This is a genomic window from Kushneria sp. EE4, from assembly GCF_977968315.1.
The window spans coordinates 1,748,763-1,773,972 of record NZ_OZ386212.1; the positions used below are offsets into that span (position 1 = coordinate 1,748,763).

25 protein-coding genes are annotated in these 25,210 nt (G+C 59.6%); 11 read left to right on the forward strand and 14 right to left on the reverse strand.

Annotated features, from left to right (window positions below; all coding sequences use genetic code 11):
* Positions 1–235: 235 nt before the first annotated feature.
* Entirely contained in the window at positions 236–2,188 is a 1,953-nt protein-coding gene (locus ACXMYO_RS08020) for an EAL domain-containing protein (protein WP_438768107.1), read from the reverse strand.
* Positions 2,189–2,443: 255 nt separating this feature from the next.
* On the opposite strand from ACXMYO_RS08020, the gene ACXMYO_RS08025 reads away from it, so the two are divergent.
* Entirely contained in the window at positions 2,444–3,199 is a 756-nt protein-coding gene (locus ACXMYO_RS08025; RefSeq protein ID WP_438768109.1) for a 2OG-Fe dioxygenase family protein, read from the forward strand.
* An 87-nt stretch (positions 3,200–3,286) separates the two neighbouring features.
* On the opposite strand, the gene ACXMYO_RS08030 is transcribed toward ACXMYO_RS08025, so the two are convergent.
* Entirely contained in the window at positions 3,287–3,886 is a 600-nt protein-coding gene (locus tag ACXMYO_RS08030) for a DNA-3-methyladenine glycosylase I (protein ID WP_438768112.1), read from the reverse strand.
* Between the two features lie 142 nt (positions 3,887–4,028).
* Between ACXMYO_RS08030 and ACXMYO_RS08035 the strand changes: the two genes are divergently transcribed.
* Together ACXMYO_RS08035 and ACXMYO_RS08040 are read left to right on the forward strand one after the other, a co-directional pair.
* Positions 4,029–4,517 carry a YetF domain-containing protein gene (locus ACXMYO_RS08035; protein WP_438768114.1) on the forward strand — a complete coding sequence of 163 codons (489 nt, stop codon included), beginning with the start codon at positions 4,029–4,031 and terminating at the stop codon, positions 4,515–4,517.
* A 111-nt stretch (positions 4,518–4,628) separates the two neighbouring features.
* On the forward strand, positions 4,629–5,234 hold the full coding sequence (locus ACXMYO_RS08040) for a transglutaminase-like cysteine peptidase (protein WP_457808361.1): 606 nt from the start codon (positions 4,629–4,631) through the stop codon (positions 5,232–5,234).
* A 13-nt stretch (positions 5,235–5,247) separates the two neighbouring features.
* On the opposite strand, the gene ACXMYO_RS08045 is transcribed toward ACXMYO_RS08040, so the two are convergent.
* Positions 5,248–5,847 (reverse strand): HNH endonuclease, encoded by a 600-nt coding sequence (locus ACXMYO_RS08045; RefSeq protein ID WP_438768118.1) that lies wholly within the window; start codon positions 5,845–5,847, stop codon positions 5,248–5,250.
* A gap of 189 nt (positions 5,848–6,036) precedes the next feature.
* On the opposite strand from ACXMYO_RS08045, the gene ACXMYO_RS08050 reads away from it, so the two are divergent.
* From ACXMYO_RS08050 to ACXMYO_RS08060, 3 genes are read left to right on the forward strand one after another with little or no spacing between them, the layout of a single operon-like run.
* Positions 6,037–6,576 carry a helix-turn-helix domain-containing protein gene (locus tag ACXMYO_RS08050; RefSeq protein ID WP_457808362.1) on the forward strand — a complete coding sequence of 180 codons (540 nt, stop codon included), beginning with the start codon at positions 6,037–6,039 and terminating at the stop codon, positions 6,574–6,576.
* Complete coding sequence (locus ACXMYO_RS08055) at positions 6,573–7,274, forward strand: AzlC family ABC transporter permease (protein WP_457808363.1); 702 nt, start codon at positions 6,573–6,575, stop codon at positions 7,272–7,274. Before ACXMYO_RS08050 ends, ACXMYO_RS08055 begins: the two co-directional genes overlap by 4 nt.
* On the forward strand, positions 7,271–7,609 hold the full coding sequence (locus ACXMYO_RS08060; protein WP_457808364.1) for an AzlD domain-containing protein: 339 nt from the start codon (positions 7,271–7,273) through the stop codon (positions 7,607–7,609). Before ACXMYO_RS08055 ends, ACXMYO_RS08060 begins: the two co-directional genes overlap by 4 nt.
* Positions 7,610–7,636: 27 nt before the next feature.
* Here the strand turns inward: ACXMYO_RS08060 and ACXMYO_RS08065 are convergent, their stop codons facing one another.
* A complete protein-coding gene (locus ACXMYO_RS08065) occupies positions 7,637–9,025 on the reverse strand; it encodes an L-serine ammonia-lyase (RefSeq protein ID WP_457808365.1) in 1,389 nt (462 codons plus the stop codon).
* Positions 9,026–9,204: 179 nt separating this feature from the next.
* On the opposite strand from ACXMYO_RS08065, the gene ACXMYO_RS08070 reads away from it, so the two are divergent.
* Positions 9,205–10,119, forward strand: coding sequence for a LysR substrate-binding domain-containing protein (locus tag ACXMYO_RS08070; RefSeq protein WP_438768128.1), 915 nt, complete (start codon positions 9,205–9,207; stop codon positions 10,117–10,119).
* A gap of 80 nt (positions 10,120–10,199) precedes the next feature.
* On the opposite strand, the gene rpoD is transcribed toward ACXMYO_RS08070, so the two are convergent.
* The 3 genes from rpoD to rpsU all read right to left on the reverse strand — a co-directional run bounded on the left by rpoD (position 10,200) and on the right by rpsU (position 14,583).
* Positions 10,200–12,059 (reverse strand): RNA polymerase sigma factor RpoD, encoded by a 1,860-nt coding sequence (gene rpoD, locus ACXMYO_RS08075; protein WP_438768129.1) that lies wholly within the window; start codon positions 12,057–12,059, stop codon positions 10,200–10,202.
* A 215-nt stretch (positions 12,060–12,274) separates the two neighbouring features.
* Entirely contained in the window at positions 12,275–14,134 is a 1,860-nt protein-coding gene (gene dnaG, locus ACXMYO_RS08080) for a DNA primase (RefSeq protein ID WP_457808366.1), read from the reverse strand.
* Positions 14,135–14,367: 233 nt separating this feature from the next.
* On the reverse strand, positions 14,368–14,583 hold the full coding sequence (rpsU, locus tag ACXMYO_RS08085; protein WP_017430978.1) for a 30S ribosomal protein S21: 216 nt from the start codon (positions 14,581–14,583) through the stop codon (positions 14,368–14,370).
* A 299-nt stretch (positions 14,584–14,882) separates the two neighbouring features.
* On the opposite strand from rpsU, the gene tsaD reads away from it, so the two are divergent.
* Genes tsaD through folK form a run of 3 tightly spaced genes read left to right on the forward strand, consistent with a single transcriptional unit; the run spans position 14,883 to position 16,870 of the window.
* A complete protein-coding gene (gene tsaD, locus ACXMYO_RS08090) occupies positions 14,883–15,923 on the forward strand; it encodes a tRNA (adenosine(37)-N6)-threonylcarbamoyltransferase complex transferase subunit TsaD (protein ID WP_438768132.1) in 1,041 nt (346 codons plus the stop codon).
* A 28-nt stretch (positions 15,924–15,951) separates the two neighbouring features.
* A complete protein-coding gene (gene folB / locus ACXMYO_RS08095) occupies positions 15,952–16,311 on the forward strand; it encodes a dihydroneopterin aldolase (protein ID WP_438768435.1) in 360 nt (119 codons plus the stop codon).
* A gap of 1 nt (position 16,312) precedes the next feature.
* Positions 16,313–16,870 (forward strand): 2-amino-4-hydroxy-6-hydroxymethyldihydropteridine diphosphokinase, encoded by a 558-nt coding sequence (folK, locus tag ACXMYO_RS08100; protein WP_457808367.1) that lies wholly within the window; start codon positions 16,313–16,315, stop codon positions 16,868–16,870.
* Here folK and ACXMYO_RS08105 read toward each other — a convergent pair.
* The 7 genes from ACXMYO_RS08105 to ACXMYO_RS08135 all read right to left on the reverse strand — a co-directional run bounded on the left by ACXMYO_RS08105 (position 16,842) and on the right by ACXMYO_RS08135 (position 24,028).
* Complete coding sequence (locus ACXMYO_RS08105; RefSeq protein WP_457808368.1) at positions 16,842–17,954, reverse strand: polynucleotide adenylyltransferase; 1,113 nt, start codon at positions 17,952–17,954, stop codon at positions 16,842–16,844. The two genes, folK and ACXMYO_RS08105, sit on opposite strands and share 29 nt — an antisense overlap.
* Positions 17,951–18,292 carry a thiosulfate sulfurtransferase GlpE gene (gene glpE, locus ACXMYO_RS08110; protein ID WP_457808369.1) on the reverse strand — a complete coding sequence of 114 codons (342 nt, stop codon included), beginning with the start codon at positions 18,290–18,292 and terminating at the stop codon, positions 17,951–17,953. The genes ACXMYO_RS08105 and glpE overlap by 4 nt, the downstream gene beginning before the upstream one ends.
* Before the next feature lie 38 nt (positions 18,293–18,330).
* Positions 18,331–19,149 (reverse strand): symmetrical bis(5'-nucleosyl)-tetraphosphatase, encoded by an 819-nt coding sequence (locus ACXMYO_RS08115; RefSeq protein WP_457808370.1) that lies wholly within the window; start codon positions 19,147–19,149, stop codon positions 18,331–18,333.
* Positions 19,150–19,213: 64 nt separating this feature from the next.
* Positions 19,214–19,597: a Co2+/Mg2+ efflux protein ApaG gene (gene apaG, locus ACXMYO_RS08120; RefSeq protein ID WP_457808371.1), complete on the reverse strand. Its 384-nt coding sequence runs from the start codon at positions 19,595–19,597 to the stop codon at positions 19,214–19,216.
* Positions 19,597–20,397 (reverse strand): 16S rRNA (adenine(1518)-N(6)/adenine(1519)-N(6))-dimethyltransferase RsmA, encoded by an 801-nt coding sequence (gene rsmA / locus ACXMYO_RS08125; RefSeq protein WP_438768141.1) that lies wholly within the window; start codon positions 20,395–20,397, stop codon positions 19,597–19,599. Before rsmA ends, apaG begins: the two co-directional genes overlap by 1 nt.
* 103 nt (positions 20,398–20,500) lie before the next feature.
* Positions 20,501–21,490: a peptidylprolyl isomerase gene (locus ACXMYO_RS08130; RefSeq protein ID WP_438768143.1), complete on the reverse strand. Its 990-nt coding sequence runs from the start codon at positions 21,488–21,490 to the stop codon at positions 20,501–20,503.
* Between the two features lie 102 nt (positions 21,491–21,592).
* The gene (locus ACXMYO_RS08135) at positions 21,593–24,028 is read right to left on the reverse strand and encodes an LPS-assembly protein LptD (RefSeq protein ID WP_457808372.1); all 2,436 of its coding nucleotides are present in this window, start codon (positions 24,026–24,028) and stop codon (positions 21,593–21,595) included.
* Positions 24,029–24,195: 167 nt separating this feature from the next.
* Between ACXMYO_RS08135 and ACXMYO_RS08140 the strand changes: the two genes are divergently transcribed.
* A complete protein-coding gene (locus tag ACXMYO_RS08140; RefSeq protein WP_457808373.1) occupies positions 24,196–25,209 on the forward strand; it encodes an aminoglycoside phosphotransferase family protein in 1,014 nt (337 codons plus the stop codon).
* Position 25,210 lies beyond the last annotated feature (1 nt).

Consider the following 25,210-nt stretch of genomic DNA (forward strand, 5'->3'; position numbering starts at 1 on the left):
GCATGCCGCTAACCTGGATTATGCAAACAGTAAAAAATCAATCATTTAGAGGAAAAGACAGGGGTATTCCCCGGTGCCGGCCATCATTTGGCACAACCGCTCGGCGCGGTCGCGTCCCTGTTTAAAACAGGGCCTTTCGGCGCGGCCCTTGATCAGGCCCGGGACATGGCAGATATGAAAGGCACCTGGTGCCGACAGCGATCGACGTTCTTGTTGCCCACCGACCGGTCTGTCGTCATGTCTGCCCTTTCAGGGGTGGCCTCTGCTGGCCCTGAAACAGCGGCTGTGTTTCAAGCAAAGGCGTAATACGCTCGGCCCGCATGGAGCGGAAATAGTAAAACCCCTGGACCAGATCGACATTGAGCTCATGGACAAGCTCGAGCTGCTCACTGGTCTCCACCCCCTCGGCAATGACCTCAAGACCCAGCCGATGGCCGATAAAGACGATACCGGCCAGAATGGCGCGGTCCTGCAGATTCTCGGGGGCATCCATCACGAAGGTACGATCAATCTTGAGAGACGTGACGGGGAACTGCTTAAGATAGGCAAGCGATGAATAACCGGTTCCGAAGTCGTCGATGGCGATTTTCATGCCGCGATGATAGAGCGTTTGCAGATAGTCTCTTACCGTCTCATCGGCGCATACCAATACGTTTTCGGTAATTTCAATCCCCACATCGCGCATGGAAAGCTGATGGCGTTGCATGGTTTTTTCCAGCCGCTCCAGCATGGCGGTGGAGTGCAGATGTTCACCTGAAAGGTTGATATCCACGCGGTAGCCGTGAAGGCCCTGCGCTTTCCAGCGCGCCTGCTGCTGACACAGCGCCTCGATGGACCAGTTTCCCAGTTGCTCCATCAACCCGAAGCGCTCGGCCAGCGGAATGAATTCCGCCGGAGAGACCATGCCGCCCCCGGCAGGAAACCAGCGCAGCAATGCCTCCATGCTCTCGATGCGCCCGCTGCGCGATATCTGGGGCTGAAAGTGCAGGGCCAGCTCCTGTTGATCAATGGCGTTTTCCAGCCGTTTGAGCAGCTCATGCTGATAGATCAGGTCACGATGAAACTCATGACTGAATATCTGAAAGCGACTTTCACCGGGTGTTCGGGCCCGATTGCGCGCCACGTTGGCGGCATAGATCAGTGACTGGGCATCCCCACCGTTGTCGGGAAAGAGGCTGATGCCCTGGCTGACCGTAATACGATGGGGTTTGCCATCCAGCGTAAAAGGCAGTTCAAACATGCTGTCGACCCGGTCGATCAGCTGCAGCGCATGGCGTCTGGAATCAAGATGAGTACAGGCCATGACGAACTCGTCGTTGCCGAAACGGGCCAGTAGATCAGAGGTATAGCAGTGCTCGGACAGCCGCTCGGCCACCTGGATCAACAGGTGATTGCCCTGGTCATATCCCAGCGAGTCGTTGATCTCGGAAAAATTTTCGATATCGATAAAAAAGACCGCCAGCGCTGCCCCATGGCGATCGTCATCCTCGAGTACCCGGTTGAGCTCGGCAATGAAAGCGGCTCTGTTGGGCAAAAGCGTCAGCGGGTCATAGCGCCGGATAAACTCCAGATCGCGATGCGCCTGCTTTTGTACCGAAAGATCAACGTCGACGCAGAACATTAATGGATTGTCGGTGTGCTGGCCGAGCATGACATGGTGAGAAAACACCGCCACGCTGCGCCCTGACTTGTGCACCAGCTCCATTTCGCTTGCCGGAATTTCCACGCCTTCATTGATCCAGCTCTGGTGGGCACGCACGACCGACTCGCGCATGTTGTCAGGGACAATCAGCTCCTCAAAGCGACAGCCCATCACCTCATCGGGCATGTAGCCGTAAAGCTGTGTACTGGCGGCATTCCAGTAAATCACGCGTCTTTTTCGGTCATAACCCTGCACCGCCATACGCGGCAGACTTTCAAGCAGCGCCCGAAAGCGCTGCTCACTTCGATCATAGCGCAGGCGTTCATGACTGCTCAGACGATTGGCGGGATGGTGAAGCTGTTGGTAGAGCTGCTGATTGCGCAGGCGGGTACGATGCCAGGCCAGCAGAACCACCACCAGCGCCAGACCCAGAACAATGACTGCCAGATTGCGCGCACCAATGAAAGGCATGATCACCAGCACCGATATCAGTCCCGCACTCCAGAGGACAAGGCCATGGCGCGGGTACTTGTGCGAAATGCGCATCTCCGATTAATCCTGATCTGATCGGGTTAAGGGTCGGCTGGTCAAAAATACTGGCGTCTTTTATCAGCATAACAGCTTACGCCATGTCACAAGGAATAATTGAGGCGTTACCAGTGTCCTGATATCAGCCCCGATTTCCGGTTCACGACCGCACACGATCATCAAACACTTTCTGAAAGCTCATAACATTTGCCTGTCGGGTGTCGGCAAATGCCGACATTCGGCGCAATCCATTGTCCTTTCAGGAGTTACAAGATGACCACTACCAATGCACAGTCCTTTTGGCAGCAAAACGTTCCCACCACCCTTGCCGAACAGGACTGGTGTTTCACCCATGTTCGTGACCGGATCGATCTGGGCGCCTGGCAGACCTTCACCCGGGATATCCCCCGGGACCCTTACGTGGATCGTCGCTGGAAGCGCATGTCCTGGCTTGCGCTTGACGAGCACGGGCAGATGAAAAGCCTGGGCGAGTGCCCCATGGCGCAGGGCGGACAGTACAACGACGCCGACAGCATGGCGGACAAGTTGCGCTGGTATCCGGCACTGGAGCAGGACTTTCTGGACCGACCCGATGTTCGCGGCTTTGTAGAAGCCTGGGCCGGGCTCTGGGGGCTTGGCGCCAACGAGCCGATCCTGATGCAGATCACCGGTGTCAGAGGCTCGGGTGAACTCGATCCGCTGCAGGGCCAGGGCATTCATGCCGACGGTTGCCGCTATCTGAGCATCATGGTGCTGGACCGTCACAACGTCAGCGGCGCAGAAAGCGTGCTCTACGCGGACCGCGCGGGTCAGGAGCTGGTGGCCGACCAGGTCATGGTGCCCGGCGACGTGCTTCACCTGCGCGATGATCGCCTCTTCCACGGCGCGAAACCCCTGCGTCAGGAAGATACCAATCAGCCCTATGAAAGGTTCATCATCATCATCAACTCAAGCTTCGTGGATGGCTTTCAAAACCGCATGCTGCGTCGCTACTTCCCCGAAGCGGTCATTCACGAACACATTGCCTGATTGTTCAGGCTTGTTCGGACAATAAACCTTCAATCTTAAAAGGAGCCGCCGGCCGACTCGTGTCGGCCGGCACCCTGGATAAAACCATCATTCCCGAGGCGCAACGGCTGTATGGCCCATGGCCGCCACGGCCCGACGCCGGTGACAGTCAGGGGCATGGTCGTTGACCATTCCCGTGGCCTGCATCCAGGCATACACGATGGTGGGCCCTGCAAACCTGAAGCCCCTTGCCTTGAGCGCTTTCGAGAAACAAACGGACAGCGGCGTTTGCGTTGGCACCGGAGGCGAGTTCTGCAGCGGTCGGTGGTTTAGCATTGACCAGCAAAACGGCGCAAAATCCTCACCCTGATCCTGCATGCGCAGAAATGCCCGGGCGTTACCAATGGCCGCCTCGATCTTGGCCCGCGAACGGATGATATCGGCATTGCCGAGCAGGCGTTCGACGTCACTTTCGGTGAAGCCGGCAACGCGCTCGGGATCGAACCCCTTGAACGCCTCACGAAAGGCATCGCGCTTTTTCAGCACGGTGAGCCATGACAGCCCCGCCTGAAAGCCATCCAGTATCAGCTTCTCCCACAGTGCCCGCCCATCGGGTTCCGGCACGCCCCACTCGTGGTCATGATAGTGTGCCAGCAAGGGATGCCCCTGAGCCCACTGACAGCGTATCGGTGAGAGTGTATCCGTCATGCGACATCTCCGGCTGCGTTATTTTGACGCGTTTTTTGACTACTTTCATTTTTCGGCAGGTGTCTGACATGGAAGGCGTCGTGCATCTACCCTGAAGGCTCACTTGTTTTCTGCTTAAAAGGTACAGCTCATGAACCCTATCATGCATACGATTGTGGTCGGCATCCTCAGCTATCTGGTGCTGATTATTGTCCTGCGCGTTTCAGGCAAGCGCACCCTGTCAAAATGGAACGCGTTCGATTTCGTCACCACCATTGCGCTGGGCTCCATTCTGGCCACGGCGCTGACCTCCACGCAGGTCTCCTTTGCTCAGAGCGTGACCGCCTTCATTGTGATCGTGCTTTTGCAGTTTGCGATCACCTTTACTTCGGTACGCTCTCGCGGGGTACTCAAACTCATCAAGTCTCAGCCCACGCTACTGCTTTTCAAGGGACAGTACTGTGAGGATGCCATGCAGCGTGAGCGCGTAGTGAAAGCGGAAATTCTGGCGGCCGTACGTGAAAAGGGCATGGCGGATATCGAGCAGGTACATGCGGTGGTACTGGAAACCGATGGCGCTTTCAGTGTCATTGGCAAGGCCGGGGAAAGCGACTCGGCGCTGGAGGGCGTCGAAGGCATTTCAAGCCGATAAGGACAAAATGGCCCCTTTGGAGGGGCCTGATCATGCCATGACCTGCCATCGACGGGCGCCATTATAGGGGTATTGTCACTTGCCAGCCCATGCCCCTGTTGGTAGCCATCCATGCATAAACGTCTTGCCGCTGTTTTGATGACCTGCTGTCTTACGGCCTCCTTCACCGTGTCGGCGAAAACCTTTACCTGGTGGGACGACACCGCTGAAACGGCCGTCACCCAGTCGAGAGCCGAACTGGTTCAGCAGGTCCGTCAGCTCCAGGGCCTGTCACAGCTTCAGTATGTCAATCGAGTGATCAACAACGCAGCGCGCCAGCAGGAAGAAGACACGGACCTCTGGAAAGGCTTTGATCGACTGACGCGCGAAGGTTATGGCGACTGCGAAGACTTCGCCATCGCCAAGTATCAGATACTGCGAGATGCCGGCGTGGCGGTGCAACGGCTCGACTTTCTGGCCGCAAGGGACGCGCTGACACCGACCTATCATGCCGTTTTGCGTTATCAAACCGATGATGGGCGCTATCTGATACTCGACAATCTGACCATGCTGATTCTGCCGCAGACACAGCGTAGCGACCTCACCCCCATTGTCACCTTCGATGAACACCGCAGCGCGCTCTGGAAAAATGAGCGTTTCGTGCCGATTGCCCCCTCGCAGGTCAGGCTGGGGGGCAAACTGTTGAGTGAGCGCATGGCAAATCTAATGCATTACTGAGCATCAATGCTCGTTATGCCGCCAGCGCCTCCTTCAGATAGGCCCGAAGCGGCGCATTCCTGAACTGACACTTCAGATACCAGAGCTGTCGGGCAGTCATGGCTCTGGGGCGCATCATGTAAAGCACTTCTGCCATGGTGGGTACAAAGGGTTTTAAAAGCAGCGCCATGCCCGCCTCTTCCGGTGTGCGGTTGCCCTTGAGACTATTACAGCGCTGACAGCAGGCCACCGCATTGAGCATCGAAAGCCGGCCGCCGCGCGAGCGTGGCAGGATATGATCGATCGTCAGTGCCTGCCGGGTCACCGTCACGCCGCAATAGGCGCAGCAAAGGCCTTCACGATGCTTGCACAGCACCCGGTTGAAGCCGGTATGTTCAAACGCAAGCATGGCATTGACGGGCGGCGACACGCCGATCACTTCAGGGATATCGATAAAGGACTGTTGCCCGGTCAGCGAGCTGGTACCGCCGTGCAGCCGATAGGCGGCCTCACCGTCCGACCAGACTACCCCGCCTTCGCTGGCGCGCGACATCAAAACAGCAGCTTCTTCAAGCGTTAACCAGTCGATTGGAATACCGGAGGCATGAAGACGTAACACCATGGGTTGGCGCATAACACGAAACTCCCCACGAGTCGAGACGAAACGATAAGTACGATCCTACACCACTATGTCACTGGCGTGACAATCCCTTCATAAGTCTCCAGTCATCCGCATCAATGCGTTCGATCAAACCATGCCTTCAAACCCGATGGGTTGACAGTCTATCGTTCAATATATAGAACGTTTCATATATCGAACAACATGACGATTCTTATGAACGACGACGCACTGAAATGTCTCGGACAACGTATTATCACCCTGCGACAGCGCGCGGGGTGGTCACTGAGCGCGCTGGCCGAAAAAGCGGGCCTTGCCAAATCCAGCCTGTCACGTCTTGAGCAGGGCAAGGGCAACCCAACGCTCGACACCCTCTGGCGTCTGGCGCGGCAGCTGGAGGTGCCTTTCAGCACATTGATCGCCTCCGCCCAGTCCACCATGACCGATGACGATATCTCGGTAACCCTACTCGACCGCCATCATGGCGCCCTGCCCGTGGATATCTATCTAATGACGCTCGCCCCCGAGGCGCAGCGCCACGCTACCGCGCACGCCCGGGGCACGCGTGAAACGCTTCAGGTCGTGGCCGGCAGCCTGCAGGCTGGCGCTGAAGGCGGCCTTGTATCGCTTCAAGCGCAACAAGTACATCAGTTTGCAGCGGACAGGCCCCACGCCTACCTGGCGGGCCACCAGGGCGCCACGGCGCTGGTCACTATCTTTTATGCTGATGAGGGCCCTGAATGAGTGTTTCGGTCTGGCGAACGGGCACGCGCGATGCGCTGCCGCTTTTAAGCGGCTATCTACCGGTAGCGCTATCCTTTGGCCTGATTGCCGGCCAGACCGGGTTCAGCGCTTTTGAAGCCACGGCGCTATCGCTTCTGATCTACGCCGGCGCGTCACAGTTTCTGTTTGTGGGCATGATTGCGAGCGGGGCGCCGCTATGGCTGACGGTGGTCATGACACTTTTGATCAACGCGCGCCATCTTGTTTATTCCATCTCGCTGGCACCGCTTGTGTCGCAGAGCCGTCGATGGCCCTGGCTGATGCATGGCCTGACCGATCAGGTTTTTGTTCTGGCGCACTATCGTCTGCCGCTGATGGCCGACAAGGATCGCATGCACTGGTTTACCAGCACCGCTTTAGTGGCCTGGACAGGCTGGGGCGGCGCAACGCTTCTGGGTGGTCTTGCCGGCGAGCAGCTGATCGAGCAATGGCCGTTGCTGGCCAGCGCGCTCTCCTTTTCGCTGCCGGCGCTGTTTCTGGTGCTGCTGGCGCCACGATGCACATCGATGCGCTGGTTCATTGCACTGCTGGCAAGTGCCCTTTGTGCTCTGATACTTGCCGTGCTGGACATGACCCATATCGCCGTACCACTGGCCGCCGCGCTCGGCGCACTGTGCTTTTATCTCTTGTCGAGTAAAGCGAGCGAGGCGCCATCATGAACAATGACATCTGGCTGGCCGCAGGGGTGACGGCCATCGGGACACTGCTGATTCGAGGGGTGCCGCTGTACTGGATGCAGCGGCGGCTACGCCGTGTCGCAAGCGTCGACCGCGAAGCGGCCATTCCGGCATGGCCCGGCATACTGGCACCGTTGATGATTGCAGCACTTCTGGGATTGTCGTTGATGCCTCAACCGGCTAATGTCGCCGGCTGGGCTGCCACGATGGCGGGGAGTTTCGTGACGCTTTCCATCTGGTATCGGACGCGGACACTCGGACTGCCGGTGACAGCCGGAGTGGCCGCTTATGCCCTGATGCTTTTGATCGGGTCATGAGCTCGTCCACATGACCCGACCACAGGCTCAACACTCGATGGCATTGACGGCCAGACCGTAGTTGACGGCAAGCCCGCCCAGCGAGGTTTCCTTGTACTTGCTCTGCATGTCTCGCCCCGTATCACGCATGGTACGAATAGCATGGTCCAGCGAGATGAAGTGAGTGCCATCGCCGTTGAGGGCAAACTGCGCGGCGTTGATAGCCTTGACCGAGGCAATGGCATTGCGCTCGATGCACGGCACCTGCACCAGACCGCCGACCGGGTCGCAGGTCAGACCCAGATTGTGCTCAAGGCCGATCTCGGCGGCATTTTCCACCTGCTCGGGCGTGCCGCCCATGACCTGACACAGTCCGGCCGCCGCCATGGCGCAGGCCGAGCCGACCTCACCCTGACATCCAACCTCGGCGCCCGAGATCGAAGCGTTTTTCTTGCACAGGATGCCGATGGCACCGGCTGTCAGCAAAAAGTCCACGACGCCGCGCTCACAGGCCGTTTCTTCAAACTTCATCCAGTAGCCCAGTACGGCCGGGATAATGCCGGCGGCGCCATTGGTCGGCGCGGTCACCATGCGCCCACCGGCGGCGTTTTCTTCATTAACCGCCAGAGCAAACAGATTGACCCAGTCCATCGCCGAGAACGTGGTGGCGATCAGGTTCTGCTCGGCGCGCTCCAGCCGGGCCAGCAGCCCCGAAGCGCGACGTTTGACGTTCAGTCCGCCGGGCAGCACACCGGTCTGCTCAAGCCCTTTGGCGATACAGGCCTGCATGGCCTGCCAGATCGTGAAGAGCTCCTGACGAACCTCTTCTTCACTGCGCCAGACAAGCTCGTTGGCCATCATGACCTGGGCAATGCTCTTGTTTTCGCGCTTGCAGATTCTCAGCAGCTCATCGGCACTGTCAAAATCAAACGGCAGCGCGACGCCGGGCGCGGTATCGGGCGACTCCTCATCGGCGGCGTTGATGACAAAACCGCCACCCACCGAATACCAGGTCTGCGTGATGTTGCTGCCATCACGAAGTGAGGCCACCAGCGTCATGGCGTTGGGGTGACGCGGCAGCGGATCGTTGGACCAGTAAAAGTCCCGCTCCCACAAAAACGGCACGCTGACCCGCCCCCCCAGACGCAATACCTGCGACTCCAGCAGGTCATCAATGGCAGGGTCGATAATGTCCGGGTCGATCGTGGCGGGCAGCTCCCCCATCAGACCCATGATGACGGCACGGTCAGTGCCATGGCCGACACCGGTGGCCGACAGCGAGCCGTGAAGATGGATTTCGATACCGGTCACTCGTGACGTGGCTTGCCGGGTGTCCAGCGCTTCCAGAAAGAATTTGGCCGCACGCATGGGGCCTACCGTGTGAGAGCTGGACGGGCCAATGCCGATATTGAACAATTCGAAGACGCTGATAGGCATGCTGTCACCCCATGATCGGTGTAAGGAGCGCTAAACCATTCTTGGATCTTTGCGCGATGACGTCAGCATGTATTGCCTTGGACCGCCTTTCAAAGCATAAATAGACAACCAGAGTTTAGCTCTGCTAAACCATTCAATGGACGGCTCGTTTATCGGGCCCACGCTGACGCGAGCTTTCAATGCCTTCAGCCAATACCGCCATGCATGCAGGACTACATGTTTTTGCCTGTGCGGCACGCCATCTCTCCTTTACCCGTGCAGCGGGTGAACTCAACGTGACCACCGGCGCCATCAGCCAGCAGATTCGTCTGCTGGAAGAGAGACTCGGGTTTCGACTCTTCCATCGCCATCCCAGACGGCTGTCGCTGACCGCTGAAGGCGAGCGGCTGGCCGATGCCGTCTTCAGTGCGCATGGGCGCATCGATCAGGAACTCAAGCGTCTGTCCCGCGGGCTGATGAGCGGCGAGCTGGTGCTGCGCTGCGTACCGTCGTTTCTGACCCGCTGGCTGATGCCGCGCCTGCCGCGCCTGCAGGCCCAGCTTCCGGCGCTGGATATCTATCTTCACGCCGAAGACAGTGACCGGGCACTTACGGAGGAAAACTTCGATCTGGCGATTGATCTGGGCGACGACCACTACCCGGGCATGGCGTCAACGCTATTGATGGAGGAGGTCATTTTCCCGGTCTGCGCGCCCGCCCTTTTCAGCCATCGCCCGGCGCTGAATCATCCTGACAGGCTCGCGCACTATCCGCTTTTGCATGATGTGACGGCGTGGCGAGGCAGCAGCGCGCACGGCGAGTGGCACCACTATCTCAGCGCCATCGGCGCGGATACGGCCGGCATCCAGCGGGGATACAGCTTCAACCGGCACGATTTGACCATGGAGGCCGCGCGTGCCGGCATGGGTATTGCCATCGCACGCCAGACCCTGCTGCGTGACGAGCTGAGCAGTGGCGAGCTGGTGGCGCCTTTAACCCAACGGGTTAATACGGGTCGCCATTACGCGATCGTGCACGCCTTCGGCGCACTGGACGATCCACGAATTCGTGCCGTGCACGACTGGATCTGCGCCGAATTCGAACGCGCTCCCTGAGCCGGAGTGCCCTTGCCCATAAAACGAAAAACGCCCGCTTCCGAAAGGAAGCGGGCGTGGGTACGAACAACGATGGTCGCTTATTCGTCGATGAAAGAGCGCAGGGACTCGGAGCGCGACGGATGGCGCAGCTTGCGCAGCGCCTTGGCCTCGATCTGGCGAATACGCTCACGGGTGACATCAAACTGCTTGCCCACTTCTTCAAGCGTGTGGTCCGTGTTCATGTCGATCCCGAAGCGCATGCGCAGCACCTTCGCTTCGCGAGCGGTCAGGCCGCCCAGCACGTTGCGCGTGGCTTCGATAAGTCCTTCACCGGTGGCCGAGTCGATTGGCGACACCATGGTGGAGTCCTCGATGAAATCACCCAGGTGCGAGTCATCGTCGTCACCGATGGGTGTTTCCATCGAGATCGGCTCCTTGGCGATCTTGAGGACCTTGCGCACCTTGTCTTCCGGCATCTCCAGACGCTCGCCCAGCTCTTCGGGCGTGGGCTCACGACCCATTTCCTGAAGCATCTGACGCGAGACGCGATTGAGCTTGTTGATCGTTTCGATCATGTGGACCGGAATACGGATGGTTCGCGCCTGGTCGGCAATCGAGCGTGTGATCGCCTGACGAATCCACCAGGTGGCATAGGTCGAGAACTTGTAGCCGCGACGATATTCGAACTTGTCGACGGCCTTCATCAGGCCGATGTTGCCTTCCTGAATCAAATCCAGGAACTGCAGACCGCGATTGGTATACTTCTTGGCAATCGAGATCACCAGTCGCAGGTTGGCTTCGACCATTTCCTTTTTGGCACGACGCGCCTTGGCTTCACCGATCGACAGACGACGATTGATGTCCTTGAGCTCGGAGACCGGCAGCATGGCCAGCTCTTCTTCAAAGGCAATCTTGCGCTGAGCCCGCTCGATATCGGAGCGCAGCGGCTCGATGTTGCCGGCATGCTTGCTGTTGCGAGCAATGAAATCATCGATCCAGCTCGAGTCGGATTCACGACCCGGGAAGGAAGCGATAAACGCCTTGCGGGGCACCTTGCCGCGCTTGACGCACAGCTGCATGATGGTCTTTTCCTGCTCTCGAATCTGACCGACGCTCAGACGCAGCTGACCGACCAGTCGTTCGAAATGACGCGGCACCAGCTTGATCGGCGAGAACAGCTCTGCCAGACGCGCCTGCTCGCTGCGAGCCTCGGAAGACGACAGGCCGTGTGCCTCGATCGCTGCCTTGGTCTTCTCGTTTTGCTCACGAATCTGCTCGAAGCGAACGCGTGCCAGTTCGGGGTCCGGACCGCCTTCAGAGGCTGTATCGTCCTCCTCGTCGCTGTCCTCGTCGCTGTCCTCATCGCTGTCGCTGTCTTCGGCGTCATCAGCGACGATTTCAGGTGCGGGCTCTTCAACTTCGGCCACGCCCGGAACGCCTTCGTCGGGGTCGATAAAGCCGGAGAACAGATCCGATAGACGACCCGGCGCCTCTTCATCCTGAGTGGCATCGTAGGCTTCAAGGATGGAGTCGACCGATCCCGGCAGACTGGACAGCGCCGACATGACCTCGCGTGTGCCCTCCTCGATACGCTTGGCGATCTCGATTTCGCCTTCACGCGTGAGAAGTTCCACGGTGCCCATTTCACGCATATACATGCGTACCGGATCAGTCGTGCGACCAACGTCACTTTCAACGGCCGCCAGCGCTGCGACAGCTTCTTCGGCGGCGGATTCGTCAGCAGACTGATCCGACATCATCAGCGTGTCTTCATCGGGCGCTTCTTCAACGACGTTGATACCCATGTCGTTGATCATGCTGATGATGTCTTCTACCTGATCGGGATCTGCAATATCCTCAGGCAGATGGTCGTTGACCTCGGCATAGGTAAGAAACCCCTGTTCCTTGCCTCGCGCGATCAACTCCTTCAGACGTGACTGCGGTGTATTTCCAGCCATAGAAACCTATCTCGAAGAAGAGTGAAGCGCCTGGCTCATGCCAAAAGGCATGCCAGGCAATCCAGTATAGACCAGCAGGGAGCCGACAGCAGACGGCTGACGCTTCTCACCAATCCTGTGTATTGATTCAGACGCTACAAGCGTTGCAGCGCCTCTCGTTATATCCCTACTAGATGAGGGGAATAAACACCTGTTTCAACCCCGCAACAGGGCTTTCAGCGCTTGATCTCGCAGACCAGCTGCCATAGCCGACCCGCCTCTTCACGCGTGAGTTTTTCGCCGCTGCGCTCGCGGGTCTGCAGTGCTTCAAGCTCGCGCTCCGGACTCAAGCGCTGGCGTTGCTGCTCAAAATGCGCCACCAGAACCTCTACCTCCCGATGACGCAGCGTCACGGGTATCAGCGGCTCACGCTGCAAAAGCGCCAGCAGTCGACTGCCGTGACTACTGCCATGAAAATGCGCCAGCAGCACCTGCGACGAGCGATAGCCGCCGGCACGCACCAGCCTGACGACTTCCAGCAGAAGCTGTCCGTCCTCATCGTCGGGACACCACGCTTCACCCTCCGGCAACGCCTCGACCAGTGCCGGCGAGTGCACGATCAAATGCAGGATTCGCCCGCTGGTGCTCAGGATGGCAACACCCTGTTGGCGACGGGACGCCACCTGCGAAGTCGAGCGTGCCTGCCGCGCGGTTTCATGCGGCGTTTCCTGCTGCCGGGCCGGCTGCAACGAGTGCGAGCTCGGCTGGCCCGGTTGCCGTGAATCGCTTTCGGAAAGCTCCTCGAGCGTACCGCGCTCAAGCCCCGTGCGCTCGCTGAGTTCACGCATCAAAAGCGATCTTAAAAGCCCCTGCGGCAGGCGCTTGATCCCTTCCAGCACGGCACTGGCAAAACGCTCTCGATCCTCGATACGGCGCAGATCGCGTCCTTCGCCGGCATGATCAAAAAGATACTCCGTCAGCGAACCGGCACGCACGATGCGCTGCTCGAAGGCCTGCCGACCTTCCTGGCGAATCAACGAGTCCGGGTCCTCACCTTCCGGCAAGAACAGAAACCGCGCCTGACGGCCATCGATCATCAACGGCAGTACGGTATTGAGCGCACGATGTGCCGCCTGCCGGCCGGCTGCGTCACCATCAAAGCAGAACACCACTTCATCCACCAGGCGAAACAGGCGGCGAAGATGCTCTTCCGTGGTCGCCGTACCAAGCGTTGCCACGGCGTAATCAACCCCGTGCTGCGCCAGAGCCACCACGTCCATGTAGCCTTCCACAATGAGCATGCGCTCGGGGCGTTTTGACTGCACCCGGGTCTCGTAGAGCCCGTAGAGTTCACGCCCCTTGTGAAAGACCGGAGACTCGGGCGAGTTGAGATATTTGGGTTTTTCATCCCCCAGTACTCGACCACCGAAGCCGATGGTTCGTCCCTTCCAGTCGCGAATGGGAAAAATGACCCGGTCACGAAAGCGGTCCCAACTGCGGCCGGTCTCTTCCTTTTTGACCAACAGGCCATATTCGACCTGAACATTTTCGTCCACCCCCTTGTCACCAAGATGGCGCTTGAGCGCGTCCCAGCCGGGCGGGGCGTAGCCGATGGCGTAGCGGCTGACGATATCGTCGCTCAGACCGCGACGCGACAGGTACTCATGGGCCTGATGCGCCGTCGGTGAGGCCAGCTGCTGCTGATAAAAGCGCGTCCCCAGCTCCAGCAGATTGACAGCCTCTTCCTGACGTTTTGCCTGCACGCGCGCCTGCTGACGCTGCTCGTCACTTTCTCCTTCACGCGGCACTTCCATGCCGGCACGGCCTGCGAGTGCCTCGATTGCCTCGGGAAAGTTCAGGCGATCAAATTCCATGATAAAGCGCAGGGCGTTGCCGCTGACGCCGCATCCGAAGCAGTGATAAAACTGCTTGTCGGCACTGACGGTAAAGGAAGGAGACTTTTCCTGGTGAAACGGACAAAGCGCCGAATGATTGCGCCCTGTCTTTTTGAGCTGTACACGAGAGCCGATGACATCAACGATATCCGTTCGCGCCAGTAGATCGTCGATAAATCGTTGAGGAATTCTGCCGGCCATAATGTCCTGCACTACCTCAGGGGTCAGTGATCATGCCTGTTACAACACCGCCATCCTCTCAGTCTGGAATGGCCGGCGTATCGGGTGTCTCGTGTGGCATTGTCGGGCAAGCGCATGCGTTGGCGTAACGTTTTCGGCGGCGCCTGGCCCATCATTACCTATAAAAACGAACGGCCGCCAATGGCGGCCGTTCGGCATCCCGCTGAAGCGTTGGGCATACGCTCAGGTACGGATCAATACAACCGCTCGAAGCGCTTGCGCTCGCGCTGCAGCTTCTTCGCATGACGCTTGACAGCAGCTGCTGCCTTGCGCTTGCGTTCAGCCGTGGGCTTTTCGTAGCTCTCACGACGACGAACTTCGGAGAGCACGCCAGCCTTTTCACAGGAGCGCTTGAAACGACGCAGAGCAACGTCGAACGGTTCGTTGTCACGTACTTTGACGGAAGGCATTAAGCAATCACCACCTTAAGGAGATCAATGAGGTTTGAATGTGCTCAATGCCGTCGATGCGGCACTTAAACCGGTCATGACATGGTGATCACGATTCAGCGAAGGCGCCGCGATCAGCGGCCAGAAGCACAGCCCGGTATTACAGGGCGTGTATTATAAACGTCGCGCCCTCGGTTTGCAAAGCGCCTGACGCGGGAAGTACAAACGGGTAGACTTGCCCACCTGCCGGCTGCCACAAATATTGTCTGTTGCACGGCACCCGCCACTGAAAGACGCCCTTATCGAAATCAGGACACACCATGCGCGTACTGGGGATCGAAACCTCCTGCGATGAAACGGGGATCGCCCTGTTTGACAGCGAACACGGGCTTTTGGCCGACGCCCTGTTCAGCCAGGTTGACATGCATGTCGAGCATGGCGGCGTCGTGCCCGAACTGGCCTCGCGCGACCATGTCCGCCGCCTGCTCCCGCTCATCGATCAGGTGCTGCTTGAGGCAGACCTTGAAGCCCGCGACATCGATGCGATTGCCTATACGGCAGGCCCGGGTCTAGTCGGTGCGCTGATGGTCGGCGCTGCCACTGCCCACGGCCTGGCCTGGGCCTGGCAAGTCCCGGTACTGGGCGTTCATCATATGGAAGGGCATCTACTGGCGCCCATGCTGGAAGACGAACGTCCCGACTTTCCCTTTGTTGCCCTGCTGGTCTCCGGCGGCCACACCCAGCTGGTAGCGGTGCATGCGCTGGGCAACTATGAACTTTTGGGCGAGTCCGTCGATGACGCCGCGGGAGAAGCCTTTGACAAGGCTGCCCGCATGCTCTCGCTGCCCTACCCCGGCGGCCCGCATATTGCTCGACTGGCCGAGCAGGGTGACCCGACGCGTTTTCGCTTTCCAAGGCCCATGACGGACCGCCCGGGGCTTGATTTCAGCTTCTCGGGTCTAAAGACCCACACGCTGACTACCGTCAGGGCGCTGGAAGCTCAGGGGGAACTGAACGATCAGGCCCGCGCGGATGTGGCCCGGGCCTTTGAAGATGCGGTTGCCGATACGCTGGTAATCAAGTGTCGACGCGCACTGGAACAGACCGGCCTCAAACGCCTGGTCGTGGCGGGCGGCGTCAGCGCCAATCAGCGCCTGCGTCAGCGCCTTGATACGGCACTTGCAAAAATGGGCGCGCGCGCCTTTTATCCCAGAGGGCGGTTTTGTACCGACAACGGCGCCATGATTGCCTATGTTGGCACCCAGCGCCTGATGGCCGGCGAGCGCGATGACCAGACCATGCTGGCCACGCCGCGCTGGCCGCTCTCCGAGCTGGCCGCACCCGCTCGATGCCAGGACTGAATCAATGACCCATGACAGGAGAATCGCCATGGACACGGTGCTGATCGAAGACCTGGCGCTGGAAGCCGTGATCGGCGTGTATGAATGGGAAAAGCGTATCCATCAGCGCCTTTTGCTGACGCTGGAGCTGGGCTGCGACATCGCCCGCGCTGCCCGCAACGATGACCTGAGTGCCACGCTGGATTATGCCGCCATCAGCCAGCGCCTTCAGCAGTACTGCAGCGAGCACCGGTTTGAGCTGGTGGAAACCTTTGCCGAGCGCATTGCCCTGATTCTTCGTGAGGAGTTTGGTATTGCCTGGCTGCGCCTGACGCTGAAAAAACCCGGCGCCGTGGCGGATGCCGCCTTTGTTGGCGTGCGTATCGAGCGCGGCGAGTACCGCAGCTGATATGGCGTTCGTACTGTTCAGTCTGGGCAGTAATGCCCAGCGTCACCAACGTATCGACGCAGCACTTACGGCCCTGCATGACACCTTTGGCGAACTGCTGATCTCACGAGTCTTTGAAAGCCGCCCGGTCGGCTTTGACAGCCCGTGCAACTTCTACAACCTGGTGGTCGGGGCGTCATGCCCCTGGCCGGTGGCCCGTCTCAACCAGTGGTGCAAGCAAATCGAGCGCGACAACGGCCGGGACCACAGTGCACCGAAGTTCAGCTCACGCGCGCTGGATATCGACATTTTGTGCGTGGATGATCTGACCGGCTGCGTTGGCGGAGTGAGTCTGCCCCGCGATGAGATCACCTGGAACGCTTTTGTGCTGCGCCCGCTGGCGGAAAGTTTTGGCGACTACTGCCATCCCCTCACGGGCACGCCCTATCGGGTGCTATGGCAGGCTTTCGATGCCGACGCTCAGGAGCTCTGGCCGGTGGCCTTTGAGTGGCAGGGGAAAAAGATTTCGGCACCGGAGCCCGTTGAAGCCGTTACGCACTCGCCAGCCCATGTTCGATAGCGCGGCGGCGTTCGACATCGATCATGCGGCCCAGCTCTGCCCCCTGATACCCCTGCGCCATGAGCGACTGCGGTGACACCTGTCTCGCCCGGTCGACGGCATTGCCCAGTGCCGTGACCGGCAACCCGAAATTGCCGATGGCAAGCATCCCGAGCACGTCATCCAGCCGCGACTGTCGTCGCCAGGCGTCCATGGCCTGGGCCCATGCCAGAACCTGATCGGCATCGGGCGAGGATGACAACAGTGCCCGACTGCGCACGACCATCAGCGCGCGGTCACGCCACTCTCCCGGTACGCGGTAGCGTTCACACAGCGCTGTCAGCGCCTCTTGTGACAGGTCAGCCGTCAACAGCGCCCAGCGCGCCATGGCCATATTGACGGCGCTCATGCGGGCCAGCCCCGCCTCAAGCACGTCACTCAACGTCGGCATTAAAACGTCCAGTGCCCCGCACTGTTGTAAAAGCTCAAAAAAGGCGGACGGCGCCGCCTCGCCCAGCGTCCGCTCGACCTCCTGCCAGACCCGCTCGGCCACCAGATGGGCGACCTCGCCCTCGGCCACCATGGTCTTCATCAGCGCCATGGTTTCATCGGCCACCGTAAAGCCGCGGGGTTGAAAGCGCGCCAGAAATCGGCCGGTGCGCAGAATACGCAGCGGGTCTTCCACAAAAGCCGCGGAGACATGGCGCAGCGTGCCGGTTCGACAGTCCTCGATGCCCTGAAAGGGATCCACCCGCTGGCCCGAACTGTCCTGAGCCATGGCATTGATGGTCAGATCGCGTCGCGCCAGGTCTTCTTCCAGCGTAACGTCGGGTGCAGCATGCACCTCAAAGCCGGTGTAGCCGTGCCCGGACTTGCGCTCGGTTCGGGCCAGAGCGTACTCCTCATGAGTATGAGGATGTAAAAAAACCGGAAAGTCACGCCCCACCGGGCGAAATCCGCGCCGATGCATCTCTTCACTGGTCGAGCCCACGATCACCCAGTCGCGATCGTCGTGGTTGATACCCAGCAGATCGTCACGCACAGCGCCGCCCACGCAGTAGACCTCAAGTCCCTTTAACGGCTCATCGAGTTCAAAGCAGATCACTGTGGTTCCATACCCTCATCGCGAACTACCTGGTCAGGATGATGGTGCTGCCAGTGGGTAAAGCCGCCATCAAGACTGTACACCCTTTCATAACCCTGCCCTGCCAGCCAGAGAGCGGCCTGCTGACTGGAGTGGCCGTGGTAGCAGACCACCACTACAGCACTTTCCTGCGGCGTCTTTTCAATGAAACTGCCGACGCTGGTGTTGTCCAGATGACGGCTGCCCGGGATGTGGCCCTGACTGAAGCTCAAGGGGTCGCGAATATCCACCACTTCATGAGCGGTGTCGCTTTCCTGCCACTGTTTCAGGGTATCGTGATCAAGATGACTGAAGGACATGGGGTCTCCGTGGATAGGTGAGTTGCATCGCCCGGACGTTACTGACGCTTTTGTGACGCCACCGTCACGATCTGCTCCGTTTCGAGATTCATGGCCATCAGGGTGCCACCCCAGACACAGCCGGCATCGAGTGACCGGACGTTGGCCAGCGCGCCGGGCGCTCGGCCCTCAAGTGCCGCCCAGTGCCCGAAAATCAGACGCTCGGTGTCGCCGCGTTCAAAGCAGAACCAGGGCCTGAAGCCGGCGGGGGCGCTATCAAGACCCTCCTTGGCGCTGAAATCAAGCGTGCCGTGCGCATCGATGAAACGCATGCGGGTAAAGACGTTGATGATCGATCTCAGGCGATCGTTGCCGTGCAGCGCAGGCTCAAAGCGTGCCGGTTCATTGCCATACATGTTGGGCAGAAATTCGAAGAACTGACGCGAAGAGAGCACGGCCTCTGCTTCACGCGCGTACTGGCGCGCCCGCTCGATGGACCACTGCGGCGGCAGGCCAGCATGAGTCATGACACTTCGGTGGGTGCGGGACTCGACCATCAGGGGCTGACAACGCAGCCACTCGAGCAGTATATCGCGGTCGGGCGCCTCGAGAATGTCGATCAGCGTATCCGAAGGCTTGAGGCGTGCATGCCCGAAGGCGACTGCCAGCAGATGCAGGTCATGATTGCCCAGCACGACGCTGACATGCTCGCGCAGCGCATGAACGCGGCGCAGCGTTTGAAGCGACTGTGGCCCCCGGTTGATCAGATCGCCGGTAATCCACAGATGATCACGCCCGGGCACAAAATCAATGGCCTCGAGCAGCGTCTCGAACTCATGGCCGCAGCCATGTAAATCGCCGATGGCCCAGATCGTCATTGTCTACTCCGAAACCGTTGAATAAGGATGACCTTCGCCACTGCAGGACACTGCCCCATGGACGTCAATGCAGGTGCAACGGACAGGCCAGCCGAAAAGGGGCAATCGTGATATCAAATGTTTCTCCCAGCGCCGGCGCCATGAAGGTATAGCTGCCCTCCATCACCCCGACCCGGCTGTCGAGAATGGCCCGACTGCTGTAATTGAAGGGCAGGCCCGGCGCGATCATGGGCTGTCGGCCAACGACCCCTTCACCACGCACTTCACGCACGTCCCCGCTGCCCTGCGAAATACGCCAGTAGCGGGCCAGAAGCTGGATGGAATACGTCCACTGATTGCGGATGGCCACCCGATAGCCAAACACAAAGCGCTGCTGTGATGGGTCCGACTCCTGCGGCAGATAAAAGCTTTCCACCTCGATCACGATGTCTCGGACAGGCTCACTCATCAGGCGTTCTCAAAAAGATGATTGGCGATCGCCACGAATTCGCCAACGCTTAACGTCTCCGGGCGACGCGATGGCGTGATCCCGAGCGACTCCAGTGTCTCGGCGCTTATGACATCGCGCAGATTGTTGCGCAGCGTCTTGCGCCGCTGAGAGAAGGATCGACGCACCAGATCCGACAGCAGCGCCTCATCACGGGCCACATGAGGCCGCGTCTGCCAGGGCGTCAGACGAACGATGCTCGAGTCCACTTTTGGCTGCGGCAGAAAGGCTTCGGGCGGCACATCAAACAGAGCTTCCACCTGACAGTAGTAGCGGGTCATGACCGATAGCCGCCCCCACTGCCCTGTTCCGGGCTCTGCTGCCAGCCGGGCCACGACTTCCTTTTGCAGCATGAAGTGCATGTCACGCACGGCATCGCCGGCACCCAGCAGATGAAAGATCAGCGGCGTGGAGATGTTATAGGGCAGATTGCCGACCACGCGTAGTGCCGGGCCATCGCCGCGAAACGCCTTGAAATCAAAAGCGAGAGCGTCGCCTTCAATCATGTGAAAGTCAGGGTAGTTGAAAAAGCGGGTGCGCAGTCCGGGAATCAGGTCCCGATCCAGTTCGATGGCTTCCAGCGCCCCGTGCGTTTTCAGCAACTCCTCGGTCAGCGCCCCCTGCCCCGGGCCGATTTCGACCAGTCGATCACCCTTTTGCGGATGGACCGAGCCCACAATGCGCTCGATGACGCCATGGTCCTGGAGAAAGTTCTGCCCAAAGCGCTTGCGCGCCCGCATGGGGGCCGGTTGTCGTGACATGAAAGATTCCTGCGTCAAAGATAACTGCCTTCACCAACGAAAGGCCGCGAGGGTTGCTCGCGGCCTGTCATCAGCGCTGGCTCCCGAAAGGAGGTCTGGTCTGTTACGGCGCAGTACCGTCGCCCTGCTCCAGGCGATTGTCAACGTAGGCCGAGGCACGAATTTCCTGTGTCCACGCCTCAAGCTCCTCGTTGACCTTGCGCTGAAAGAGTGTGCGCCGGATCTGCTCGCGTTGCTGCTCGGCATTGCCGCCGCCGCGCTTGTCCAGAAGAGTAATCAGATGATAGCCACTGGGGCTGCGGATAGGCTCGCTGACCTCTCCCTCATTCAGACCGGGAACAACGTCTTCAAAGATACTGGGCATTTCGGCGCCGCTGCGCCAGCCCAGGTCCCCGCCATCCAGCGCCTGGGGACCGTCGGACTGCGCCGCAGCAACCTCCTGAAACCCTGCCTGCCCCGAAGTAATGGCCTGACGCAGCTGCTCGGCCTTTTCACGGGCAGCTTCAGCCTGCCCGGGCGTGGGCGCCTGCGGCACGGCAATCAGGATATGGGCCAGATGGTACTGAACATTGGCGTTGCTGCCGGCCTGCTTTAGATACTGATCCACTTCACGATCGGAAATATTGACCTGACCGGCCACGCTACGCTGCTGCACCTGAGTGATCAAAAGCTCACGGCGAATCTGCTCTCTGACCTGGGCGTAACTCATGCCCTCCTGCTCGACCCGGTCGGCAAACTGCTCAAGCGTCATGTTGTTGCGCTGGGCGACGCCTCGCATGGCCTGATTGAGGTCGCTGTCGCTGACGCTCAGGTTGGCACGCTCGGCCATCTGCAGCTCGATCTGTTCGGTAATCATGCGCGAGAGCACCTGCTCGCGCAGCTCTTCCTGATCCGGCATGCCGATATTGCGTGACTGCATCTGCTGACGCACCTGCGCTACGCGCCGATCCAGATCGCTGGACATGATGGCCTCATCGTTGACCACGGCAACAACACGATCCAGAGGCTGGACGGCAGCAACTGTCAGCGGTGAAACAAAAAGACTCAGCGCAAGGCCCAGAGCGGCTAGCGTGTTTGCGTTGCGTGCTTTCATGACATCTCTCTTTTCATCCATAAAACCGACGTTACGTCAGTAGTGCAGCAAGGCCATGCCTTCGCTGCGAGTTCCGGCCCGGTCACAATCAACCGTTTGGCCTTAATTGCCCACACCGGTATAGGCGCCAAAGTCATTTTCCCGAACGCCGGGAATGGCCTCGGAGAAATAGCCGTCGCTGCTGCCCTGTCCGACACCGCCAAGGCCCTTGAAGATAAAGGACAAAAAGAGGCCGTGCTTGCGATCATCGTCGTCGATTCGGGCCGTATCGTTGTCATCGATGTACTCGCGCCAGGCAAGCTGAACCCCGTAGCAGCAGTCGTTAAAGCGCACGCCTGCCAGCGTTTCGAGGGTGCGATTGTTGGTCTGATCATACAGGTAGCGACCAAGCAGTGAAATTGCCGGCGTGAGGCGATAGGCCGCCGAGATATCGTACTCTTCGCGATTGTAATCAAGGCGGTCGTCCTGGTCTCCAAACGGGTCGAAGTCCTGAACGGTCCAGCGATAGCCCAGATTGAGGATCAGGTTGTCCGTGTCCTGATAGGTCAGATAGGACGAGGTCTTCTCGGTACGATTGCGATGATCATCGTAGAAAAAGGACTGGCGCGCCGACCATCGGTCGGTAATCTGCCAGTCGGCTTCGGCGACAACCGGGGAGCGGTCGCGGGTATTGCGATAGTAAAGCTCGCTGTCTTCGTTGATGTCGCGATTGTCAAAGCGGGCATCGACGACGCGGCGATCCTCGAAATAGTGGCTCTGCCCGACCGATAGACCCAGTCGCTCGCGACCGGTATCGTCTTCCAGAAAGCGGGTGCTCACGCCATAGGACACCTTGTTGGTATCCCCTATCCGATCCGAACCGCTGAACCGATAGGGTGACCAGAGCTGCGAGTAGGACAGCGGCTGTTCGCGACTGTCAAACTGCGGCAACTCGGACTGATCCCGATGGGGAACGTAGGCATAGTAAAGGCGTGGCTCCAGGGTCTGACGCCAGTCGCTGCCGAAAATGCTGGTGTCGCGCTCAAATATGAGCCCCGAGTCCACGGAAAATACCGGCAGCACCCGGTTGGGCGAGTCATCAAAGCCGGAAGTATCGTCGCGGTCGTGCCAGTCCAGCTCATATTGAGTGGCCATGAGCTCAGCACGCGGTTCGAAGAACCCCCAGGAAGGCGAACGGCGAAAGCCCACAGCGGGCGCGACGTGAACCCGGGCACCGGTCGCGGATTCCTGCGGTCGAATCGAGCTGTCATTATAATCAACATCGCGCCAGAAATAGGTCGCGCTGGAGTTGAACTCTTCATAAAAGCCGCCGGCCTGGTCCCAGCGTGCGCTGGCCAGCAGCGCCGGCAGCTCATAAAACGGCTTGTTGCTATCGCGCAGTGGCTCATCGAGCTTTTGATAGCCGCGCGCCCGCGCCTGAAGATTCCAGGTCGTGCCGCGATAGCTCAGACGCGCCAGACGCTCGAGGTTATCAGTGTCCTGCTCTTCAAAGGTCTGGCCGAAATCATCGAAATAGTCACCGTCACTGGCCGCCCCGTAGCGCAGATTGTAGGTGGTACGCGGCGAGAAGCGGCCATCGTGGGCATAGCGCACAAACCAGCGATCCTCGTCCTTGAAATCATTATCGTCGCCGCCATTATCGTGGCCGAGATAGTTGCCCTCCAGCGTGCCGGCATCCTCGTCGAAGAGATAGCGCAGCTGCCCGCCAAGTGCCTCGCCTCGTCCGGAAATATAGCGCGGCGTGACGGTAGCGTCGTAATTGGGCGAGAGGTTGAGATAAAACGGCTGGGCGTAATCAAGTCCCGCCTCGCTGCCGTAGCTGACGGAAGGCCACAAAAAGCCGGTCAAGCGGCGGTCATCGATCGGGAAACGCAGCCAGGGCCAGTAAAATACCGGCACATCCTCGATTTCCATGCGGGCATGGGTGGCCGTACCGTAACCGCGTTCCTGATCCAGCGTAATGTCACTGCTGACCAGCCGCCACAGGCTTGACTGGGGTTCACAGGTCGTAAAGGAGGCATCCTGAAGGCGATAACGACCATCCTCCAGACGCGAGAGCTGGCCGGCATCACCGCGCAGGCGCTGCTCGTGGGCCACATAGTGGGCCTGATCAATCTCGGCGGCATCGCTGTTGAGCGCAACCTGACCCTGGTCGCCGCGCACCAGAAAGCCGGGCTGGCGATAGGCCACCGGCCCCTGCAGCGACACACTGGTGCGCGCCTGATTAAGCGTGGCGCGCCCGGCTTCCAGCTGTTGGTCGCCGCGACGCAGGACAACCTCACCATCAAGCAGGGTTTCCCCGTTACTGCCATAGCCGGCGTCGTCGGATTCGGTACGCACCTGTGACGGAGTACTGCCGGCATCAAGACGATAGTCCGGCATGATATAGCGGCCCCGACACAGCGCATTGGCGGGGCGGTCATCTCCCCAGGCCTGCCAGTCAAGTTCGCTGGCGGGCAGTGGCTGGGGCGCCGCCTGAGCCATGGTCGAGAGAAGACCGGTCAGCGAGGCGGCGGTCCAGAAGATACGCTGGCCCATGATCCTTGTTCTTCCTTGCAATGAGGCGATGTGATTGCTTTTAAAAATCGGTATGGTACGCGGCAAAAGACACCGCAGCAGCCTGAAAAAGCGACAAAAGTGTTCTGTTGCGGCCCTTGAGCGCTCAGCATGCGGTGCCGCAACCGTACCGTCAACCAGGAGTTCCCATGACAGCGCGCCTTGACGCCCTGCGCCGCTGGGCGGCATCCCATCACGGCCTTGAGGCCTCGCCACCCGAGCTCGAGATCGTGACAGATGATGCCAGCTTTCGACGCTATTTTCGCCTGTCTCTGGGCAACGGTGATTCGCGCATATTAATGGATGCCCCGCCCGAGCGCGAAAACAGCCGGCCCTTTGTCGAGATCGCGCGCCTGTGGCGCTTGCATGACATCCTGGTGCCGGCGCTTTATCACGTGGATCTGGACCAGGGCTTTATCGAGATGCAGGATCTGGGCGATGACATGCTGCGCCAGCATCTGGCCCGGTTAGACCAGCGCGAAGCCCTCATGACCCAGGCCATCTCGACGTCGGTGGCCATCGCAGCGCTGCCGACCGATGCCCTGCCGGTCTACGATACCCAATGGCTTACTGATGAACTCGACCTTTTCCCGCAGTGGTGTCTGACCCGGTGGCTCGATATCGAGCCCCCTGAAAACTGGCCGCAGGTCCGCGAGCAACTGGTGGCGGCACTGAGCGCGCAGCCTCAGGTCTGCGTCCATCGTGATTTCCACGCGCAAAACCTCATGTGTCACGACGAGCATCTCTGGGTCATCGATTTTCAGGGGGCAGTTCGTGGTCCGCTGGCCTACGACCTGGTCTCCCTGCTGCGCGATCGCAACAACGCCTGGCCCGAAAGCGACCAGATGCGCTGGATCGAGACGTGGCGCCAGAAAGCCCAGGCCGCAGGCGTCATTGCCCCCCTCGAACCGGAAACCTTCCGGCGCATGGTCGATCTGACCGGCGCGCAGCGCAGCCTTAAAGTGCTGGGCCTTTTCTGTCGTCTGGCCCTGCGTGACAACAAGCCACGCTATCTCACCCTGCTGCCGCTGTTTGTTGAACACGTGCGCCAGGGCCTGACCGGCCAGCCCGGGTTTGAAGCCTTCATGCAGTGGTTTGATACCGATTTTGTGCCGAAACTGGATGCCCGGTTGATTCAGCACCGCTGCGAACATGGCCTGTGAC

Excerpts from the sequence above, each read along its gene's own strand:
- ACXMYO_RS08020 (WP_438768107.1), bottom strand. The coding sequence starts at position 2,188 with ATGCGCATTTCGCACAAGTACCCGCGCCATGGCCTTGTCCTCTGGAGT.
- ACXMYO_RS08025 (WP_438768109.1), top strand. The coding sequence starts at position 2,444 with ATGACCACTACCAATGCACAGTCCTTTTGGCAGCAAAACGTTCCCACC.
- ACXMYO_RS08030 (WP_438768112.1), bottom strand. The coding sequence starts at position 3,886 with ATGACGGATACACTCTCACCGATACGCTGTCAGTGGGCTCAGGGGCAT.
- ACXMYO_RS08035 (WP_438768114.1), top strand. The coding sequence starts at position 4,029 with ATGCATACGATTGTGGTCGGCATCCTCAGCTATCTGGTGCTGATTATT.
- ACXMYO_RS08040 (WP_457808361.1), top strand. The coding sequence starts at position 4,629 with ATGCATAAACGTCTTGCCGCTGTTTTGATGACCTGCTGTCTTACGGCC.
- ACXMYO_RS08045 (WP_438768118.1), bottom strand. The coding sequence starts at position 5,847 with ATGCGCCAACCCATGGTGTTACGTCTTCATGCCTCCGGTATTCCAATC.
- ACXMYO_RS08050 (WP_457808362.1), top strand. The coding sequence starts at position 6,037 with ATGACGATTCTTATGAACGACGACGCACTGAAATGTCTCGGACAACGT.
- ACXMYO_RS08055 (WP_457808363.1), top strand. The coding sequence starts at position 6,573 with ATGAGTGTTTCGGTCTGGCGAACGGGCACGCGCGATGCGCTGCCGCTT.
- ACXMYO_RS08060 (WP_457808364.1), top strand. The coding sequence starts at position 7,271 with ATGAACAATGACATCTGGCTGGCCGCAGGGGTGACGGCCATCGGGACA.
- ACXMYO_RS08065 (WP_457808365.1), bottom strand. The coding sequence starts at position 9,025 with ATGCCTATCAGCGTCTTCGAATTGTTCAATATCGGCATTGGCCCGTCC.
- ACXMYO_RS08070 (WP_438768128.1), top strand. The coding sequence starts at position 9,205 with ATGCCTTCAGCCAATACCGCCATGCATGCAGGACTACATGTTTTTGCC.
- rpoD (WP_438768129.1), bottom strand. The coding sequence starts at position 12,059 with ATGGCTGGAAATACACCGCAGTCACGTCTGAAGGAGTTGATCGCGCGA.
- dnaG (WP_457808366.1), bottom strand. The coding sequence starts at position 14,134 with ATGGCCGGCAGAATTCCTCAACGATTTATCGACGATCTACTGGCGCGA.
- rpsU (WP_017430978.1), bottom strand. The coding sequence starts at position 14,583 with ATGCCTTCCGTCAAAGTACGTGACAACGAACCGTTCGACGTTGCTCTG.
- tsaD (WP_438768132.1), top strand. The coding sequence starts at position 14,883 with ATGCGCGTACTGGGGATCGAAACCTCCTGCGATGAAACGGGGATCGCC.
- folB (WP_438768435.1), top strand. The coding sequence starts at position 15,952 with ATGGACACGGTGCTGATCGAAGACCTGGCGCTGGAAGCCGTGATCGGC.
- folK (WP_457808367.1), top strand. The coding sequence starts at position 16,313 with ATGGCGTTCGTACTGTTCAGTCTGGGCAGTAATGCCCAGCGTCACCAA.
- glpE (WP_457808369.1), bottom strand. The coding sequence starts at position 18,292 with ATGTCCTTCAGTCATCTTGATCACGATACCCTGAAACAGTGGCAGGAA.
- ACXMYO_RS08115 (WP_457808370.1), bottom strand. The coding sequence starts at position 19,149 with ATGACGATCTGGGCCATCGGCGATTTACATGGCTGCGGCCATGAGTTC.
- apaG (WP_457808371.1), bottom strand. The coding sequence starts at position 19,597 with ATGAGTGAGCCTGTCCGAGACATCGTGATCGAGGTGGAAAGCTTTTAT.
- rsmA (WP_438768141.1), bottom strand. The coding sequence starts at position 20,397 with ATGTCACGACAACCGGCCCCCATGCGGGCGCGCAAGCGCTTTGGGCAG.
- ACXMYO_RS08130 (WP_438768143.1), bottom strand. The coding sequence starts at position 21,490 with ATGAAAGCACGCAACGCAAACACGCTAGCCGCTCTGGGCCTTGCGCTG.
- ACXMYO_RS08135 (WP_457808372.1), bottom strand. The coding sequence starts at position 24,028 with ATGGGCCAGCGTATCTTCTGGACCGCCGCCTCGCTGACCGGTCTTCTC.
- ACXMYO_RS08140 (WP_457808373.1), top strand. The coding sequence starts at position 24,196 with ATGACAGCGCGCCTTGACGCCCTGCGCCGCTGGGCGGCATCCCATCAC.